The sequence below is a fragment of the Streptomyces griseoloalbus genome (assembly GCA_014650015.1).
In the GTDB taxonomy this organism is placed as follows: Bacteria; Actinomycetota; Actinomycetes; order Streptomycetales; family Streptomycetaceae; genus Streptomyces; species Streptomyces griseoloalbus.
In genome coordinates this window covers 180463-198192 of sequence record BMUD01000012.1, presented here as the reverse complement: position 1 = coordinate 198192, position 17730 = coordinate 180463, and the positions used below count along the sequence as shown (strand labels likewise).

Here is a 17730-nt window from a genome sequence, read left to right as displayed (position 1 = left end):
CTCCCATGGGTGAGGTTCTGGTCGGGTCCTGTTCGTGGACGGATCCCCAACTCGTGTCGAGCGGCTGGTATCCGCGCGGACGGCGGGACGCCGAGGGGCGGCTGCGGCACTACGCGTCGCGGCTGCCCCTCGTCGAGGTGGACTCCGCGTACTACGCGCTGCCGGGACGGCGCAACAGCGAGCTGTGGGTGGAGCGCACACCGGACGGGTTCCGCTTCGACGTCAAGGCGTTCTCGCTGCTGACCGGCCACCCCACGCGCCCTCAGGCACTGCCCCCCGACCTGCGCACCCGGCAGGCGGACCTCACGCGGCGGCGCGAGCCGGCGGGTGGTGCGCTGCTGGACGAGGTGTGGGGGCGGTTCGCGGAAGGGATCCGGCCGCTGCGCGAGGCCGGGCGGCTGGGCACCGTACTGTTCCAGTTCCCGCCCTGGTTCGCGCCCGGCGCCCGGGCGGAGCGCGCGCTGGAGGACTGCGCGGAGCGCGCGGCGGGCTGGCCGCTCGCCGTCGAGTTCCGGCATCCGGCCTGGTGGGAGGCGGAGCGGGCGGACGACACCCGCGCGCTGCTGACGGGGCTGGGCGCGACGGCCGTGGGCGTGGACACGGTCCAGGGGCTGGGCGGCTCGCTGCCGCCCGTCGCGCCCGTCAGCCGCACCGACCTCGCCGTCGTACGCTTCCACGGCCGGAGCGGGGCCTGGGGGAGCGGCGGCAAGGAGGACCGCTTCCGGCACGACTACGACGTGACCGAACTCGCCGCCTGGGTCCCCCGGTTGTGGCGGGTGGCGCGGCAGACGGAGGAACTGCACGTGCTGTTCAACAACTGCTGCGCGGACGCCGCCGTACGCGCCGCCGAGACCATGCGGGGGCTGCTCACTCGGCCGCGTCGCTGATGCCCAGCCGCAGATGCTCCACGTGGTAGACGGCCTGGTCGAGCAGTTCGGCGACATGGTGGTCGTGCAGCGCGTACACGATGGAACGGCCGCGGCGTTCGCCGACCACCAGGCCGAGGTTGCGCAGCAGCCGCAGTTGGTGCGAGCAGGCCGACTGCTCCATGCCCACCTCCGCCGCCAACTCGGTGGCCGGCAGCGGACCTTCGCGCAGGCGGGCGAGGATCAGCAGGCGTGAGGGCGTGGACAGGGCCTGGAGCGTGGTGGCGACCTTCGCGACGTTGTCCGCGTCCAGGCGGACGCGCTCGGCGTCGTCCTGCGCGGCGATGACGACTCCATGACCCATGGGGAACATCCTACCCATCGCATATGAACGCATGAATGACTCTTCATGTGTTCCTGTATGGTGTCCGCGTGTCCGTGACTCTCGCTCCCTCGTCCCCGCCGTCCACCGGCATCCCCGCGACGCGACGCCGCACCCGTGTGCTCGCCCTGCCCGAAGCGCGGTGGGCCCTCACCGCGCTCGTGGCCTTCCTGGCCGGGCTCGCCGCGGACCTCGGCGGCGCACCGCCCTGGATCGGCGCGGTCCTGTACGCCGTCGCCTATGCGTCCGGCGGCTGGGAACCGGCCCTCGAAGGACTGCGCGCCCTGCGCGGGAGGACCCTCGACGTCGACCTGCTGATGATCGTCGCCGCGCTGGGCGCCGCCGCGATCGGACAGGTGCTCGACGGCGCCCTGCTGATCGTCATCTTCGCGACCTCGGGCGCGCTGGAGGCCCTGGCCACCGCCCGCACCGCCGACTCCGTACGCGGCCTGCTCGACCTCGCGCCCACCACCGCGACGCGGCTGGCCGACGGCGGCGAGGAGACCGTGCCCACCGCCGAACTCGCCGTCGGCGACGTCCTGCTGGTCCGGCCGGGGGAGCGCGTCGGCGCCGACGGCACGGTCCTGGACGGCGTCAGCGAGGCGGACCAGGCCACCATCACCGGCGAGTCGCTGCCGGTGGTCAAGCGCCCCGGCGACGACGTCTTCGCCGGCACCCTCAACGGCACCGGTGCCCTGCGCGTCCAGGTCGAGCGCGACCCGGCCGACTCGGTGATCGCCCGCATCGTGGCCCTGGTCGAGGAGGCGTCCCGCACCAAGGCGCCGACCCAGCTCTTCATCGAGAAGATCGAACAGCGGTACGCGGTCGGCGTGGTGGTCGCCACCCTCGCCGTGTTCGGCATCCCGCTCGCCTTCGGCGAGAACCTCACCGACGCCCTGCTGCGGGCGATGACCTTCATGATCGTCGCGTCGCCGTGCGCGATCGTCCTCGCCACGATGCCTCCCCTGCTGTCCGCCATCGCCAACGCCGGCCGGCACGGCGTCCTCGTCAAGTCGGCCGTCGCCATGGAACGCCTCGGCGAGATCGACGCGGCGGCCCTCGACAAGACCGGCACCCTCACCGAAGGCACCCCCGAGGTGACCGCCGTACGCCCGCTGCCCGGATCCGGCCTCGGCGAGGACGCCCTGCTCGCCCTGGCCGCCTCGGCCGAACACCCCAGCGAGCACCCGCTGGCCCGCGCCGTGGTGGCCGCGGCACACGCCCGTGACCTGCCGCTCGCCCCGGCCACCGGCTTCACCGCCCTGCCCGGCCGCGGCGTCAACGCCACCGTGGACGGACACGTGGTGAGCGTCGGCCGCGCGGAGGAGACGGACGCGACCGACGGCGAGACCGTCATCCGTGTCACCCGCGACGGCAGCCCCGTGGGCACCCTCGCCCTGACCGACCGCCTCCGCCCCGACGCCCCGGCCGCCACCGCCGCCCTCACCGCCCTCACCGGCACCGCACCCGTCCTCCTCACCGGCGACAACGCCCGCGCCGCCGCCCGCGTGGCCACCGCGACCGGCCTCACGGACATCCGCGCCGGCCTCCTGCCCGAGGACAAGGTGCACGCCGTACGCGACCTCCACGAGGCCGGCCGCAAGGTGCTGTTCGTCGGCGACGGCGTCAACGACGCACCCGCCCTCGCCGCCGCCCACGCCGGCATCGCCATGGGCCGCGCGGGCTCCGACCTGGCCCTGGAGACGGCGGACGCGGTCGTGGTGCGCGACGAGCTCGCGGCCGTCCCCGCGGTCGTACGGCTGTCCCGCACCGCCCGCCGACTCGTGGCGCAGAACCTCGTCATCGCGGGCGTGGCCATCACCGGCCTGGTCCTGTGGGACCTCATCGGCCACCTCCCGCTCCCGCTCGGCGTCGCCGGACACGAGGGATCGACCGTGCTGGTCGGTCTGAACGGACTGCGGCTGCTGCGGGAGTCGGCGTGGCGATCCGGGCAGGCCCAGGACACATGAGGTTGATGTCGGATTCCCGCCGGACCCGGCGCCCCCGGTGCCCGATGCTTGAGCCATGCAGAAGGGGATGCACACCGACACCGAGCGCTGCGTGCGCGCCGTGCGGTCGAAGGACGCGCGGTTCGACGGCTGGTTCTTCACCGCCGTCCTGACCACCGGCATCTACTGCCGGCCCAGCTGCCCGGTGGTGCCGCCGAAACCGCAGAACATGGTCTTCCACCCGAGCGCGGCGGCCTGCCAGCAGGCCGGGTTCCGGGCCTGCAAGCGCTGCCGGCCCGACACCAGCCCCGGCTCACCGGAGTGGAACCGGCGAGCCGACCTCGTGGCCCGCGCCATGCGGCTGATCGCCGACGGCGTCGTGGACCGCGAGGGCGTACCCGGGCTCGCCACCCGGCTCGGCTACAGCACCCGGCAGATCGAACGCCAGCTGCTCGCCGAGCTGGGCGCGGGCCCCCTCGCGCTCGCCCGCGCCCAGCGCGCCCAGACCGCACGGCTGCTCATCGAGACCACGGAGCTGCCGATGGCCGAGATCGCCTTCGCGGCCGGCTTCTCCTCCATCCGCACCTTCAACGAGACCGTGCGCGAGGTCTTCGCGCTCGCCCCCGGCGAGCTGCGCACCCGGGCCCCGGGGAACGCCTCCCGCGGCACCCCCGGCGTGCTGTCCCTGCGGCTGCCGTTCCGCGCGCCGCTCAACCCCGACAACCTCTTCGGCCACCTCGCCGCCACCGCCGTACCCGGGGTGGAGGAGTGGCGGGACGGAGCGTACCGGCGCACGCTGCGGCTGCCGTACGGGCACGGCATCGTGGCGCTGACCCCCCGCCCGGACCACATCGCCTGCCGTCTCACCCTCGGCGACCCGCGCGACCTCACCGTCGCCATCAGCCGCTGCCGCCGTCTGCTCGACCTGGACGCCGACCCGGTCGCCGTCGACGACCAGCTGCGCGCGGACCCGGTCCTCGCGCCCCTGGTCGACAAGGCCCCCGGCCGCCGGGTGCCGCGCACGGTCGACGAGGCGGAGTTCGCCGTACGGGCCGTCCTCGGCCAGCAGGTCTCCACGGCCGCCGCCCGCACCCACGCGGCCCGCCTGGTCACCGCGCACGGCACACCGGTGGACGACCCCGAGGGCGGCCTCACCCACCTCTTCCCGTCCCCCGAGGCACTGGCCGCCCTCGACCCGGAAACCCTGGCCATGCCCCGCACCCGCCGGGCCACCTTCACCGGCCTCGTCCGCCGACTGGCCGACGGCGACCTCCACCTGGGCGTCGAGAGCGACTGGCCCGAGGCCCGCGCGCGACTCCTCGCCCTTCCCGGCTTCGGTCCCTGGACGGTCGACGTCATCGCCATGCGCGCCCTGGGCGACCCGGACGCGTTCCTCCCCACCGACCTCGGCATCCGCCGAGCCGCCCGGGAGCTCGGCCTGCCCTCCACGCCGGCCGCGCTCACCGCCCGCGCGGCGACCTGGCGGCCCTGGCGGGCGTACGCGGTGCAATACCTGTGGGCGACCGACAGCCACCCGATCAACTTCCTGCCGGTGTGAGAGACCAGGGACGCACAGCCGATGAAGCAGCACACCGTGATCGACAGCCCCTACGGCCCGCTGACGCTCGTCGCCGACGACGGCGTCCTGTGCGGCCTCTACATGACCGACCAGCGTCACCGTCCACCCGAGGAGACCTTCGGCGGCCCCGACGACACCCCCTTCGCCGAGACGCAGGAACAGCTGGCCGCGTACTTCGCGGGCGAGCTGAAGGAGTTCACCCTCGCACTGCGCCTGCACGGCACCCCGTTCCAGCGCCGCGTCTGGGACGAGCTGACCCGCATCCCGTACGGCGAGACCCGCACCTACGGCCAACTCGCCGACGCCCTCGGCAACTCCCGGGCCTCGCGCGCGGTGGGCCTCGCCAACGGCCGCAACCCGATCGGCATCATCGTCCCCTGCCACCGCGTCATCGGCGCGGGCGGCGGCCTCACCGGGTACGGCGGCGGCCTGGAGCGCAAGCAGCGCCTGCTGGACTTCGAACGCGGAACCGCCCTGTTCTAAGCGGCGATCCGATGCAGCAGCCCGGGCAGCGAGGTGCCGATCGGTTCGCGGACGACCTCGTCGGCGAGGTCGTCGTACGGGGTCGGCTCCGCGTTGACGATGATCAGACGGGCGCCGTGGTCGGCGGCCACGCCCGCGAGCCCGGCGGCGGGCTGGACCTGGAGGCTGGTGCCGACGGCGACGAAGACGGTGCAGGCCTTGCTGATCGCCAGCGCCTCGCCGAGCACCACCGGGTCGAGCCGCTCGCCGAACATCACCGTCGCCGACTTGAGGACGCCGCCGCAGTCCAGGCACGGCGGATCCGCCTCACCGGCCTCGACCCGGGCGAGGGCGTCTTCCATCGGACCGCGCGCGTGGCACCTGGTGCACACCACCCGCCGGACCGTGCCGTGGAGTTCGAGCACCTTGCGGTCCGGCATTCCGGCGAGCTGGTGCAGCCCGTCCACGTTCTGCGTGATCACCCGCACCGGCACCCCGGACCGCTCCAGCTCGGTCACGGCGCGATGCGCGGCGTTCGGCTCGACGGCGAGCGCGAAGTTCTCGCGCCGCATCTGCCAGGAGCGTCGGCGGATCTCCGGGTCGCCCATGTAGTACTCGTACGTCACGAGTTTCTCCGCCTCGGGATCGCGCCGCCACAGTCCGTTCGGCCCGCGGTAGTCCGGGATGCCGGAGTCCGTGCTGACACCGGCGCCGCTGAGGAGGGCGACGAGGGGCTTGCTCATGAGCCGAGGGTAGGGCGCCGGGCGGCGGCGCGGCGAGCGGATAATCCCCGGCGCCGGTTCAGTGCACCCGGTGCCCGTCCTCCAGCTCCGCGGTGCCCGAACCGTCGGCGAGCACGTCCAGCGCGGCCCGTACCCGGCGGCCCAGGGAACCGTGCAGGTACGCGCCGAGCTCCTCGCGCGGCACGAGCCGCCAGGACAGCAGCTCCGACTCCTGCAGCCGGATCGCCCCGAGGTCGTCCTCACCGAGCACGCCACCGTCGTACAGATACGCCACCACGGGCGGGCGCGTGCTTCCCCTCACCCAGTCCACCGCCAGCAGCCGGCCCGGCGCCCGGTCCAGTCCGATCTCCTCGGCCGTCTCCCGGCGCGCCCCCTCACGCGGGCTCTCCCCGTCGTCCGACTCGATCGTGCCGCCGGGCAGCGCCCACCCCTCCCGGTAGTTCGGCTCGACGATCAGCACCCGACCCGCCGCGTCCCGGAAGAGAACGGCGGCTCCGGCGAGGACACGGGGAAGGGAGGCGATGTAGGCGGCGTAGTCCTGGGTGTCCTGAGTGGTGGTCATGCGGGAAGGGTAACGGCGGTGCGGGGCGGGTGCGGGTACCGGCGACCGCCCGCCCGGGCGCACGGCAGCACACGCCGTCCCGTGATCGACACCGGGCGGCGCGCACGCCCGGTGCACGGGCCACCGGGGCCCGTCAGCCGCCGGCGGCACCACCCGCATCCCGAGGCCGTACGAGCCGATGGCCCCGGCGGCGGCCACCGCCGCCTCGGGCCGGAGCCTCGGCCGCCCTGCACCATCCGGCCCACGACGTCCGTCCCAGGGCCTCAAGCCCCGGCCAGCGCCAGCCGCAGGGTGCGTTGCGCCAGATCGCTGATCCGTACTCCGTCGAAGCCGAAGACGGCGCTGCGCACCGTGTCCTGGAGGGGCTCCTTCCACTGGCCGGGGATGGCCGAGGCACCGCACAGGACGCCCGCCACCGAGCCCGCCGTCGCGCCGTTGGAGTCCGTGTCCAGGCCGCCGCGCACGGTCAGGGCGATGGTGCGGGTGAAGTCGTCGTCGCCGTGGAGCAGACCGGCGGTGAGTACGGCCGCGTTCGGGACGGTGTGGATCCAGCCGAGGCCCGCCGTCTCCCCGGCGAGCGTCGTGAGCGTGTCCTCCCAGGCCAGGCCGGTGTCGTACAGGGAGGTCACCCGGCGCACGGTGCGCGCGAGGCGGCTGCTCGCCGGGATCACCGTCAGCGCCTCGTCCAGCGCGTGCCGCACCGTGGGCGCCGTGAACGCCGCCGAGATCAGTGCCGCCGCCCACATCGCGCCGTACACACCGTTCCCCGTGTGCGACAGCACCGCGTCCCTGCGGGCCAGCGAGGCGGCACGGCGCGGGGCGCCGGGGCAGGTCCAGCCGTGGATGTCGGCGCGGATGAGGGCGCCGATCCACTCCTGGTACGGGTTGTCGTAGGTGGCGGTGAGCGGCGGTCGGAGGCCGTTCGCGAGGTTCCGGTAGGCCGCCCGTTCCGCCGTGAAGGTCTGCAGGTACGGCAGCCGCAGCAGCCACAGGTCGCCCACCTGCTCGGTGCTGAAGGCGAAGCCGTACGTCTCCAGCAGGTCGAGGCCGAGGACGGCGTAGTCGACGTCGTCGTCACGGCAGCTGCCGTGGATGCGGCCGCGGACGCAGACCCGCCACTCCGGGCGCAGGTCGAGACTGTCGCTCTCGCTCGGCGGCTCGGGCAGGTAGTCGGTGAGGGGGAGGGCGTCCGCCCGCCGCAAATAGCCGTCGATGCGTTCACGTGTCCACACCTCGCCCTGCTCCACCGGCTTGCCGAGCATGTTGCCCGCGATCCGGCCCAGCCAGCCTCCGAGGATGCGGTCGGCCAGTTCTGACTCCGTGCCCACAGCGGTCATGGCTCCGGTCTACCCGATTCCGCACGGCTCCGCGCCACCGCCGCCCGGCCGCACGCCGTTCCACGGGCTGGGCGGGGCATGACGGCGACGGCGCCCGCCGGTTAAGGTCACAGCGGCGCGACTGGCCTTGACGTGCGCGCAGGGCCCGGAGAACAAGGGGAACGCAAGTGGCGGACGCTGCAGTGAGCGGCACTCGTACGACGCGGTCGGCACAGCGGGTGCTCGTCGCCGCGGACAAGTTCAAGGGGTCGCTGACGGCCGTCGAGGTCGCCGAGCGGGTGACGGCCGGGCTGCGCCGGGTCGTACCGGACCTGGTCGTCGAGGCACTGCCGGTGGCCGACGGCGGCGACGGCACCGTGGCCGCGGCGGTCGCGGCCGGGTTCGAACGGCGGGAGGTACGGGTCACCGGCCCCCTCGGGGACGACGTGACCGCGGCGTACGCGCTGCGCGGTGACACCGCCGTCGTGGAGATGGCGGAGGCCAGCGGGTTGCAGCGGCTGCCGGACGGGGTCTTCGCACCGCTGACGGCATCGACGTACGGCTCCGGTGAGCTGCTGCGGGCCGCGCTGGACGCGGGGGCGCGCACCATCGTGTTCGGGGTGGGCGGCAGCGCCACCACGGACGGCGGGGCCGGAATGCTGTCGGCGCTGGGCGCTCGGTTCCTGAAGGCCGACGGTGAGCCGCCGGCGCCGGGCGGCGGCGGGCTCGCCGAGCTGGCCTCCGCCGACCTGTCCGCTCTCGACCCGCGTCTGCGCTCGGTCGAGTTCGTGCTCGCCAGCGATGTCGACAACCCGCTGACCGGCCCGAAGGGCGCGCCGGCGGTCTACGGCCCGCAGAAGGGTGCCTCGCCGGAGGACGTGGAACGGCTGGACGCGGCGCTCGCGCACTTCGCGAAGGTGCTGGAGGGCGTGGTCGGGCCGGAGGCCGCCGAGTACGCCGCCTCTCCGGGGGCGGGCGCGGCGGGCGGCATCGGGTACGGGGCGCTGCTGCTCGGGGCCGTGTTCCGGCCCGGCATCGAGGTCATGCTGGACGTGCTGGGCTTCGCGGCGGCGCTGGAGCGGGCGGATCTGGTGATCACCGGTGAGGGGTCCCTGGACGAGCAGACGCTGCACGGGAAGGCGCCGGCGGGTGTCGCGGCGGCGGCGCGTGCGGCGGACAAGGAGGTCGTCGCGGTGTGCGGGCGCCTCGCGTTGCCGCCGGAGGTGCTGGGACGGGCGGGGATCCGGTGGGCGTACGCGCTGACCGATCTGGAGCCGGACGTGGCGACGTGCATCGCGGATGCGGGGCCGATCCTCGAGCGCACGGCGGAGCGCATCGCCCGGGACTTCCTGAGCTGAGCCGGGCGGGGTCCGTGCTGCCGGCCGGTTGTCCGGCGGCGTTCCAGCGGCCCTGACGGGGCCTCACCACTCGTACCGTTCCGGGCCCGAGAACCGTCGTCAGGGCGGCGCACACAGGCCGATCGAGCGGGGCCCGGACCCGGCGCCCGGAGGGGAGCTGTTCTGCCGCCGGCAGCAGGCGCTCCCGCACAGCCGCTCACGCTGGCACGTACCTAGCTGTCACCCGGCGCACCGCGCCATGGGTGAGCATCCCGGTGAGGGAGCTGGACGCCTTCTGGGAGGAGATGGCCAACCGGAACCGCAAGGCCCCCGAGGAGGACGAGCAGATCCTCTGACGTGCGTGCTCCGTCACGGCCGGGTGCCCGGACAGACAAGCGGCCCCGGACCCAACCCGGGTCCGGGGCCGCACACCATCCGCCGCGTCACGGCAACTGTGCCGCCCGCGCCTCACGGCGATTGTCACGGAAGTTGTTCACCCGCCGCGCCGTGGCGAACAGCGGGATCACCGCACCCATGACCAGCTGCAAGGCGCACCCCGTCTGCAGCAACAGCTGACCGCTCGGCGCGTCGAAGGCCCATGCCGCCAGAAGCCCCATCGACAGCACGATCCACGAGAGCATCGCCACCGCGAGACGCCCCCGCGGCTTCGGGTACTCCACCCGGCTCACCATCAGCCAGGCCGTCCCCAGGATCGCCAGCAGCGTCGCCACGAACGGCAGCTCCAGCAGCACGATCGAGACGACGGTCAGCGCGCCGAACGGCGACGGCATGCCCTGGAAGGTGCCGTCCTTCACCGTGACGCAGGAGAATCTCGCCAGCCTCAGCACGACCGCCAGCAGCACCACGATCGCCCCGACCGCGGCCACTCTCTGGTGCGCGTCGTCCGCGACCATGCCGTAGACGAGGACGAAGTACGCCGGTGCCAGGCCGAAGCTGATCAGGTCCGAGAGGTTGTCCAGCTCGGCACCCATGGGGGAGGAGCGCAGCTTGCGCGCCACCAGGCCGTCGAACAGGTCGAAGACCGCCGCGCACAGCATCAGGATGACCGCCGTGGCCGCGCTGTGGCGGGCCATGCCGGTTTCCTGGCTGCCCTGCAGGTGCGGGATCAGGATGCCGGTGGTGGTGAAGTACACCGCCATGAAGCCACAGGTGGCGTTGCCCAGGGTGAGGGTGTCCGCTATCGACAGCCGGAGCGAGAGGGGCATCTCCTCCTCGTCGTCCGCCTCGTCGGCCTCCGGTACCCAGCCGGTCTGTGTCTCCGGATCAACCACGGTCAATGCGAGTCACCCCAGCCACGGTCTTCTGACCCACCTCGACCGCGACCTCCACGCCCTCGGGCAGGTAGAGGTCGACGCGCGAGCCGAACCGGATCAGACCGACGCGCTCACCCTGCTCGACCTTGGTGCCCTGGGGCACGTAGGGGACGATGCGGCGGGCGACCGCGCCGGCGATCTGGATCATCTCGATGTCGCCGAGCTCGGTGTCGAAGTGCCACACCACGCGCTCGTTGTTCTCGCTCTCCTTGTTGAAGGCGGGAACGAAGCCACCGGGGACGTGCTCGACCGACGTCACGGTGCCGGCCAGCGGCGCCCGGTTGACGTGGACGTTGAGCGGGCTCATGAAGATCGCGACGCGGGTGCGGCCGTCCTTCCACGGCATGATGCTCTGCACCACACCGTCGGCGGGCGAGATGACCCGGCCCTGGGTGATCTCGCGCTCGGGGTCGCGGAAGAACCACAGCATCCCCGCCGCCAGGGCGGTGGCGGGGACGGCGACGGCCTTGGCGGCACCCGAACGGCGGGCGCGGAGCAGGCTGACGGCCGCGGTGGCGACGGTCGGCAGAAGCCACGGCGATGCTCCGCGCGCGAGGCGTACGCCGGCGAGGCTGTCGCGGTGTGCAGAGGTTTGGCTGTGGGGCATGGATGACCTTCGTAGCGGATGATGCCGCGCACTTGCGGGGGACGGCGGCTTTCCGGCGATCGTAGCGGCTCCGGGCGACAACTGGGTAAGCCAGGCAGCCGAGTCGACGGCCGAAGAGTGCATACGGGGTGTGATCCTCTTCTCCAAGAAAACACCCCGTATCCGGACATTCAGCCCTGGAATCGATACTCTTCGAGCAGTCGCCTGCCGATGATCATTTTCTGGATTTCGGCGGTGCCTTCACCGATCAGCAACATCGGTGCCTCACGGTAGAGGCGTTCGATCTCGTACTCCTTGGAGAAGCCGTAGCCGCCGTGGATCCGGAAGGCGTCCTCCACGACCTCTTTGCAGTATTCGGAGGCGAGGTACTTCGCCATCCCTGCTTCAAGGTCGTTTCGTTCCCCCGAGTCCTTTTTGCGTGCGGCGTTCACCATCATCGCATGCGCGGCCTCCACCTTGGTAGCCATCTCCGCCAGCTTGAACTGGATGGCCTGGTGCTGGGCGATCGGCTTGCCGAACGTGTGCCGCTGCTGGGCGTACCGGACGCCCAGCTCGAAGGCGCGCCGAGCGACGCCGCAGCCACGTGCCGCCACGTTGACGCGGCCGACCTCGACGCCGTCCATCATTTGGTAAAAACCCCGGCCGGTGGCCCCGCCGAGCACCCGATCGGCCGGAACGCGCAGGTCGTCCATGATGAGCTCGGTCGTGTCGACGCCCTTGTAGCCCATCTTGTCGATCTTCCCCGGGATGGTGAGACCGGGGCGCACCTCGCCGAAGCCGGGTTCCTTCTCCACCAGGAAGGTGGTCATCGACTTGTGGGGCGCGGCGGCTGTCTCCGCGGGGGAGTGACCCTCGTCACTTCGGACCAGGACGGCCACCAGCGACGACGTGCCGCCGTTCGTGAGCCACATCTTCTGGCCGTTCAGGACGTAGTCCTCACCGTCCTTCACCGCCTTCGACGTGATGGCGGACACATCGGAGCCCAGACCCGGCTCCGACATCGAGAAGGCGCCGCGGATGTCGCCGGCCGCCATCCTCGGCAGGAAGTGGTCCTTCTGCTCCTGCGTGCCGTGCTGCTTGAGCATGTACGCCACGATGAAGTGCGTGTTGATGATGCCGGACACCGACATCCAGCCGCGGGCGATCTCCTCGACGCAGAGGGCGTACGTCAGAAGGGACTCGCCCAGACCGCCGTACTCCTCGGGGATCATCAGACCGAACAGGCCGAGTTCCTTCAGGCCGTCCACGATCTGCTGCGGGTACTCGTCGCGGTGCTCCAGCCCGGTCGCGACCGGGATGATCTCCTTGTCCACGAAGTCCCGCACGGTGGACAGGATCTCCTGCTGGACGTCGGTCAGACCGGCGGTCTGGGCGAGACGGGCCATGGCCTACTTCTCCTGCTGCTTCGGTTCCGGGCGGCCCGGCTGCTCGCCGCCGCGCTCCTTGATGTACGTCTCGGTCGGCACCATCACCTTGCGGCGGAACACACAGACCACGGTGCCGTCCTGCTTGTAGCCCTTGGTCTCGACGTGCACGATGCCGCGGTCGTCCTTCGACTTCGACGGCCACTTGTCGAGCACGGTCGTCTCGCCGTAGAGGGTGTCGCCGTGGAAGGTCGGCGCCACGTGCTTCAGCGACTCGATCTCCAGGTTGGCGATCGCCTTGCCGGAGATGTCCGGGACGGACATGCCGAGCAGGAGGGAGTAGATGTAGTTCCCGACCACCACGTTCCTGCCGAAGTCCGTGGTCCCCTCCGCATAGTGGGAGTCCATGTGGAGCGGGTGGTGGTTCATGGTGAGGAGACAGAACAGGTGGTCGTCGTACTCGGTGACCGTCTTGCCCGGCCAGTGCTTGTACGTCGCCCCGACCTCGAACTCCTCGTAGGTCCGTCCGAACTGCATGGCCGTCACGCCTCCGGGATCTCGAACGTGCTGGTGCGCCGCATGCCGGCGGCGCGTCCCTTGCCGGAGATGACCAGGGCCATCTTGCGGCTCGCCTCGTCGATCATCTCGTCGCCGAGCATCGCGGAGCCCTTCCTGCCGCCCGCCTCGGACGTGTAGTAGTCGTACGCGTCCAGGATCAGCTCGGCGTGGTCGTAGTCCTCCTGCGAGGGCGAGAAGATCTCGTTGGACGCCTCGACCTGGCCCGGGTGCAGCACCCACTTGCCGTCGAAGCCGAGCGCGGCGGCGCGCTGCGCGACCTCGCGGTAGCCCTCCACGTTGCGGATCTGCAGGTAGGGGCCGTCGATCGCCTGGAGGTCGTTGGCGCGGGCGGCCATCAGGATCTTCATCAGGATGTAGTGGTAGGCGTCCGCGGGGTAGCCGGGCGGCTGCTCGCCCACGACCAGCGACTTCATGTTGATGGACGCCATGAAGTCGGCCGGGCCGAAGATGATGGTCTCGACACGCGGGGAGGCCTGCGCGATCTCGTTGACGTTGTTCAGGCCCCGCGCGTTCTCGATCTGCGCCTCGATGCCGATGCGGCCGACCTCGAAGCCCATCGTCTTCTCGATCTGCGTCAGCAGGAGGTCGAGCGCGACGATCTGCTGGGCGTCCTGGACCTTCGGCAGCATGATGCAGTCGAGGTTCTGGCCGGCGCCCTCGACGACCGTCACGACGTCCCGGTACGTCCATTCGGTCGTCCAGTCGTTCACCCGCACGACCCGCGTCTTGCCGGTCCAGTCGCCCTCGTTGAGGAACTTGACGATGGTGTGCCGCGCCTCGGGCTTGGCGAGCGGAGCGCAGGCGTCCTCCAGGTCGAGGAAGACCTGGTCGGCGGGGAGGCCCTGGGCCTTCTCCAGGAAGCGGGGATTGCTTCCCGGGACCGCCAGGCAGGAGCGGCGCGGGCGCTGTCCGAAGGCGCCGCCCCGCGGGGGCGTCGTCCGAGGGTGGTGGTGGGAGACGGGCGGGCGGTTGACGGTCGTCATGCGGGGACCTCCAGGGGGTCGAGCTGGTTCGCGTTCCGGATCTCGTCGAGGATGCGGCCGATGATGTGGGTGATGTCGAAGTCCTTCGGGGTGAAGACCGCGGCCACTCCGGCGGCCCGCAGCTGTTCGGCGTCACCGTTCGGGATGATGCCACCGGCGATCACCGGTATATCTGTGGCACCGGCCACACGGAGCCGTTCGAGCACGTCCGGTACCAGCTCGGCGTGGGAACCGGAGAGGATGGACAGGCCCACCGCGTGGACGTCCTCGGCGAGGGCGGCGTCCACGATCTGCTCCGGAGTGAGCCGGATGCCCTGGTAGACCACCTCGAACCCGGCGTCGCGGGCCCGCACGGCGATCTGCTCGGCGCCGTTGGAGTGCCCGTCCAGGCCGGGCTTGCCGACCAGGAAGCGCAGCTTGCCCACGCCGAGGTCACGTGCGGTCAGTTCCACCCGGCGGCGGACCTCGGACAGGGCCGAGCCCTCCTCCGCGGCGACCGCCACCGGGGCCGAGGAGACTCCCGTGGGCGCCCGGAACTCGCCGAACACCTCGCGCAGCGCCCCGGCCCACTCGCCGGTCGTGACGCCGGCGCGGGCGCACTCCAGGGTGGCCTCCATCAGGTTGTCGGTGCCCTTCGCGGCCTGTTTCAGCTTCTCCAGCGCCTTGCAGGGGCGCGGGTGGTTGAACGGCGGCTGGTAGCGGGTGTCGCGCCAGTTCCGCAACGAGGCGATGACGCGGGCCTCCACCGCCGGGTCCACCGTCTGGACCGCCGTGTCCAGGTCGGCGGTCAACGGGTTCGGCTCGGTGCCCTCGAAGGCGTTGACACCGATGATCCTCTCCTCGCCCGACTCGATCCGGGCCCGCCGCGCGGCGTGCGAGGAGACCAGCTGGGACTTGAGGTAGCCGGATTCGACGGCCGCCATCGCGCCGCCCATCTCCTGGATCCGCTCGATCTCCGCGAACGAGTCCGCGACCAGCTGCTCCACCTTCGCCTCGATCACCTTCGAGCCCTCGAAGATGTCGTCGTACTCCAGCAGGTCGCTCTCGTAGGCGAGGACCTGCTGGATGCGCAGCGACCACTGCTGGTCCCAGGGGCGGGGCAGACCGAGGGCCTCGTTCCAGGCCGGCAGCTGCACGGCACGCGCGCGTGCGTCCTTGGAGAGGGTCACCGCCAGCATCTCCAGCACGATCCGCTGGACGTTGTTCTCCGGCTGCGCCTCGGTCAGGCCCAGGGAGTTGACCTGGACGCCGTAGCGGAAGCGGCGGTGCTTGGGGTTCTCGATGCCGTACCGCTCGTGCGTGACGCGGTCCCAGATGCGGCCGAACGCGCGCATCTTGCACATCTCCTCGACGAAGCGGACACCCGCGTTCACGAAGAAGGAGATCCGGCCGACCACATCACCCATGCGCTCCTGCGGCACCTGGCCCGAGTCCCGCACCGCGTCCAGCACGGCGATGGCGGTGGACATCGCGTACGCGATCTCCTGCACCGGCGTGGCGCCCGCCTCCTGGAGGTGGTAGCTGCAGATGTTGATCGGGTTCCACTTGGGGAGGTGGGAGACCGTGTACGCGATCATGTCCGTCGTCAGGCGCAGGCTCGGGCCCGGCGGGAAGACATGGGTGCCGCGGGACAGGTACTCCTTGACGATGTCGTTCTGGGTCGTGCCCTGGAGCCGGGTGATGTCCGCCCCCTGCTCCTCCGCGACGACCTGGTAGAGCGCCAGCAGCCACATGGCGGTGGCGTTGATCGTCATCGAGGTGTTCATCTGCTCCAGGGGGATGTCCTGGAACAGCCGGCGCATGTCACCGAGGTGCGAGACCGGCACCCCGACCCGGCCGACCTCGCCGCGGGCGAGGATGTGGTCGGGGTCGTAACCGGTCTGCGTCGGCAGGTCGAACGCGACCGACAGACCGGTCTGGCCCTTGGCGAGGTTGCGCCGGTACAGCTCGTTGGACGCCTCGGCCGTGGAGTGACCGGCGTAGGTCCGCATCAGCCACGGACGGTCCTTCTGGCGCTCTGTCATCCGGCTGCCCTCAGATGTTCCGGAAGCGGTTGATGGCGTCGAGGTGCTGTGCGCGCTTTTCGTGGTCGCGCACGCCCAGGCCTTCCCCGGGCGCCATGCACAGCACGCCGACCTTGCCCTGGTGCACGTTGCGGTGCACGTCGTGGGCGGCCTGGCCGGTGTCCTCCAGGGAGTACACCTTCGAGAGCGTCGGGTGGATCCTGCCCTTCGCGATGAGCCGGTTGGCCTCCCAGGCCTCGCGGTAGTTGGCGAAGTGCGAGCCGATGATCCGCTTCAGCGACATCCACAGGTAGCGGTTGTCGTACTGGTGCATGTAGCCCGAGGTCGAGGCGCAGGTGGTGATCGTGCCGCCCTTGCGGGTGACGTAGACGCTCGCGCCGAAGGTCTCGCGGCCGGGGTGCTCGAAGACGATGTCGATGTCCTCGCCGCCGGTGAGTTCGCGGATGCGCTTGCCGAAGCGCTTCCACTCCTTCGGGTCCTGGGTGTTCTCGTCCTTCCAGAACTTGTAGCCCTCGGCGCTGCGGTCGATGATCGCCTCGGCGCCCATCGCCCGGCAGATGTCCGCCTTCTGCTCGCTGGAGACGACACAGATCGGGGTGGCGCCGCCGGCCAGCGCGAACTGGGTGGCGTAGGAGCCGAGGCCACCGCTCGCGCCCCAGATGAGCACGTTGTCGCCCTGCTTCATGCCGGCACCGTTGCGGGAGACCAGCTGCCGGTACGCGGTGGAGTTGACCAGGCCCGGCGCGGCGGCCTCCTCCCAGCTGAGGTGGTCCGGCTTCGGCATGAGCTGGTTGGACTTCACGAGCGCGATCTCGGCGAGGCCGCCGAAGTTGGTCTCGAAGCCCCAGATGCGCTGCTCCGGGTCCAGCATCGTGTCGTTGTGGCCGTCGGAGGACTCCAGCTCGACGGACAGGCAGTGGGCGACGACCTCGTCGCCGGGCCGCCAGGCGTTGACGCCGGGGCCGGTGCGCAGGACCACGCCCGCGAGGTCGGAGCCGATGATGTGGTACGGCAGGTCATGGCGCTTGGTGAGCTCGCTGAGCCTGCCGTAGCGCTCCAGGAAGCCGAACGTCGACAGCGGCTCGAAGATCGAGGTCCACACGGAGTTGTAGTTGACCGAGGAGGCCATGACGGCCACCAGGGCCTCGCCCGGGCCGAGTTCGGGCACGGGCACGTCGTCCAGGTGGATCGACTTGCGGGGGTCCTTGTCGCGCGTGGCGAGCCCGGCGAACATCTCCGTCTCGTCCTTGTGCACGGTGATCGCGCGGTACGACTCGGGGAGTGGCAGAGCGGCGAAGTCCTCCGACGTGGAGTCGGGCGACTGGATCGCGTCCAGGATGTCCTTCACGGTCACGGTGTTGCCTCCGGCGATGAGCGCCCGAGTCGGGGGCGCTGAGGGGTACGTCGGTGTGCTGCTGAGGGTTGGGGGGTGCCGTCGGTTCGGCGGTGGTGCTTCGGCAGCGCTTTGTGGCGCGGGAGGTTGCCTGTGACGCAGGCGTCCGGACGTACGGGCCGGTGAGCCCGCCGGGACATCGCCCGGACCTCTTCAACGTATGGCACGCCGTGTCACACGGCAAGGCACTGCGTGCCAGAACTTGGGCTCAGGTGAAATCTTTACGCATCAGATGAGCGATGATCGATCG

At 71.5% G+C, this 17730-nt stretch carries 16 protein-coding genes; 5 read left to right on the top strand and 11 right to left on the bottom strand.

Going from position 1 to position 17730, the window contains the following annotated elements; translation table 11 throughout:
* The first annotated feature begins 5 nt into the window (after positions 1-5).
* Positions 6-887, top strand: a complete 882-nt coding sequence (locus tag IE178_RS19850) for a DUF72 domain-containing protein (protein WP_193513245.1) — start codon at positions 6-8, stop codon at positions 885-887.
* Here IE178_RS19850 and IE178_RS19845 read toward each other — a convergent pair.
* Positions 868-1230: an ArsR/SmtB family transcription factor gene (locus IE178_RS19845; RefSeq protein WP_193513244.1), complete on the bottom strand. Its 363-nt coding sequence runs from the start codon at positions 1228-1230 to the stop codon at positions 868-870. The genes IE178_RS19850 and IE178_RS19845 overlap by 20 nt on opposite strands.
* Positions 1231-1265: 35 nt before the next feature.
* Here IE178_RS19845 and IE178_RS19840 point away from each other — a divergent pair, with 35 nt between their 5' ends.
* The 3 genes from IE178_RS19840 to IE178_RS19830 are packed head-to-tail and all read left to right on the top strand — an operon-like array spanning position 1266 to position 5259.
* Complete coding sequence (locus IE178_RS19840) at positions 1266-3218, top strand: heavy metal translocating P-type ATPase (RefSeq protein ID WP_193513243.1); 1953 nt, start codon at positions 1266-1268, stop codon at positions 3216-3218.
* A gap of 55 nt (positions 3219-3273) precedes the next feature.
* Positions 3274-4755, top strand: a complete 1482-nt coding sequence (locus tag IE178_RS19835; protein ID WP_280526853.1) for an AlkA N-terminal domain-containing protein — start codon at positions 3274-3276, stop codon at positions 4753-4755.
* Between the two features lie 21 nt (positions 4756-4776).
* A complete protein-coding gene (locus tag IE178_RS19830) occupies positions 4777-5259 on the top strand; it encodes a methylated-DNA--[protein]-cysteine S-methyltransferase (RefSeq protein WP_184762954.1) in 483 nt (160 codons plus the stop codon).
* On the opposite strand, the gene IE178_RS19825 is transcribed toward IE178_RS19830, so the two are convergent.
* The 3 genes from IE178_RS19825 to IE178_RS19815 form a co-directional block, all read right to left on the bottom strand.
* Entirely contained in the window at positions 5256-5981 is a 726-nt protein-coding gene (locus IE178_RS19825) for an SIR2 family NAD-dependent protein deacylase (protein WP_193513242.1), read from the bottom strand. The genes IE178_RS19830 and IE178_RS19825 overlap by 4 nt on opposite strands.
* 58 nt (positions 5982-6039) lie before the next feature.
* A complete protein-coding gene (locus tag IE178_RS19820; protein ID WP_193513241.1) occupies positions 6040-6543 on the bottom strand; it encodes an NUDIX domain-containing protein in 504 nt (167 codons plus the stop codon).
* A 263-nt stretch (positions 6544-6806) separates the two neighbouring features.
* The gene (locus IE178_RS19815) at positions 6807-7880 is read right to left on the bottom strand and encodes an ADP-ribosylglycohydrolase family protein (RefSeq protein WP_193513240.1); all 1074 of its coding nucleotides are present in this window, start codon (positions 7878-7880) and stop codon (positions 6807-6809) included.
* Positions 7881-8047: 167 nt separating this feature from the next.
* Between IE178_RS19815 and IE178_RS19810 the strand changes: the two genes are divergently transcribed.
* Entirely contained in the window at positions 8048-9217 is a 1170-nt protein-coding gene (locus IE178_RS19810) for a glycerate kinase (RefSeq protein ID WP_318280137.1), read from the top strand.
* Positions 9218-9639: 422 nt separating this feature from the next.
* Here IE178_RS19810 and pssA read toward each other — a convergent pair whose 3' ends face one another.
* The 7 genes from pssA to ccrA form a co-directional block, all read right to left on the bottom strand.
* Complete coding sequence (pssA, locus tag IE178_RS19805; RefSeq protein WP_184763258.1) at positions 9640-10422, bottom strand: CDP-diacylglycerol--serine O-phosphatidyltransferase; 783 nt, start codon at positions 10420-10422, stop codon at positions 9640-9642.
* Positions 10423-10480: 58 nt separating this feature from the next.
* Entirely contained in the window at positions 10481-11137 is a 657-nt protein-coding gene (locus IE178_RS19800; protein ID WP_184762958.1) for a phosphatidylserine decarboxylase, read from the bottom strand.
* Between the two features lie 170 nt (positions 11138-11307).
* Positions 11308-12522: an acyl-CoA dehydrogenase family protein gene (locus IE178_RS19795; RefSeq protein WP_184762959.1), complete on the bottom strand. Its 1215-nt coding sequence runs from the start codon at positions 12520-12522 to the stop codon at positions 11308-11310.
* A 3-nt stretch (positions 12523-12525) separates the two neighbouring features.
* Positions 12526-13038, bottom strand: coding sequence for a MaoC family dehydratase (locus IE178_RS19790; RefSeq protein WP_184762960.1), 513 nt, complete (start codon positions 13036-13038; stop codon positions 12526-12528).
* Between the two features lie 5 nt (positions 13039-13043).
* Entirely contained in the window at positions 13044-14063 is a 1020-nt protein-coding gene (locus IE178_RS19785; protein WP_318280136.1) for an HpcH/HpaI aldolase/citrate lyase family protein, read from the bottom strand.
* Positions 14060-16087, bottom strand: a complete 2028-nt coding sequence (locus IE178_RS19780; protein ID WP_193513239.1) for a protein meaA — start codon at positions 16085-16087, stop codon at positions 14060-14062. The genes IE178_RS19785 and IE178_RS19780 overlap by 4 nt, the downstream gene beginning before the upstream one ends.
* A 10-nt stretch (positions 16088-16097) precedes the next feature.
* Positions 16098-17441 carry a crotonyl-CoA carboxylase/reductase gene (gene ccrA, locus IE178_RS19775; RefSeq protein ID WP_184762963.1) on the bottom strand — a complete coding sequence of 448 codons (1344 nt, stop codon included), beginning with the start codon at positions 17439-17441 and terminating at the stop codon, positions 16098-16100.
* Positions 17442-17730: the final 289 nt, after the last annotated feature.

Excerpts from the sequence above, each read along its gene's own strand:
- IE178_RS19780 (WP_193513239.1), bottom strand. The coding sequence starts at position 16,087 with ATGACAGAGCGCCAGAAGGACCGTCCGTGGCTGATGCGGACCTACGCC.
- pssA (WP_184763258.1), bottom strand. The coding sequence starts at position 10,422 with ATGCCCCTCTCGCTCCGGCTGTCGATAGCGGACACCCTCACCCTGGGC.
- IE178_RS19800 (WP_184762958.1), bottom strand. The coding sequence starts at position 11,137 with ATGCCCCACAGCCAAACCTCTGCACACCGCGACAGCCTCGCCGGCGTA.
- IE178_RS19795 (WP_184762959.1), bottom strand. The coding sequence starts at position 12,522 with ATGGCCCGTCTCGCCCAGACCGCCGGTCTGACCGACGTCCAGCAGGAG.
- IE178_RS19850 (WP_193513245.1), top strand. The coding sequence starts at position 6 with ATGGGTGAGGTTCTGGTCGGGTCCTGTTCGTGGACGGATCCCCAACTC.
- IE178_RS19840 (WP_193513243.1), top strand. The coding sequence starts at position 1,266 with ATGACTCTTCATGTGTTCCTGTATGGTGTCCGCGTGTCCGTGACTCTC.
- IE178_RS19825 (WP_193513242.1), bottom strand. The coding sequence starts at position 5,981 with ATGAGCAAGCCCCTCGTCGCCCTCCTCAGCGGCGCCGGTGTCAGCACG.
- IE178_RS19835 (WP_280526853.1), top strand. The coding sequence starts at position 3,274 with ATGCAGAAGGGGATGCACACCGACACCGAGCGCTGCGTGCGCGCCGTG.
- IE178_RS19815 (WP_193513240.1), bottom strand. The coding sequence starts at position 7,880 with ATGACCGCTGTGGGCACGGAGTCAGAACTGGCCGACCGCATCCTCGGA.
- IE178_RS19785 (WP_318280136.1), bottom strand. The coding sequence starts at position 14,063 with ATGACGACCGTCAACCGCCCGCCCGTCTCCCACCACCACCCTCGGACG.
- IE178_RS19830 (WP_184762954.1), top strand. The coding sequence starts at position 4,777 with ATGAAGCAGCACACCGTGATCGACAGCCCCTACGGCCCGCTGACGCTC.
- IE178_RS19845 (WP_193513244.1), bottom strand. The coding sequence starts at position 1,230 with ATGGGTCATGGAGTCGTCATCGCCGCGCAGGACGACGCCGAGCGCGTC.
- IE178_RS19820 (WP_193513241.1), bottom strand. The coding sequence starts at position 6,543 with ATGACCACCACTCAGGACACCCAGGACTACGCCGCCTACATCGCCTCC.
- IE178_RS19790 (WP_184762960.1), bottom strand. The coding sequence starts at position 13,038 with ATGCAGTTCGGACGGACCTACGAGGAGTTCGAGGTCGGGGCGACGTAC.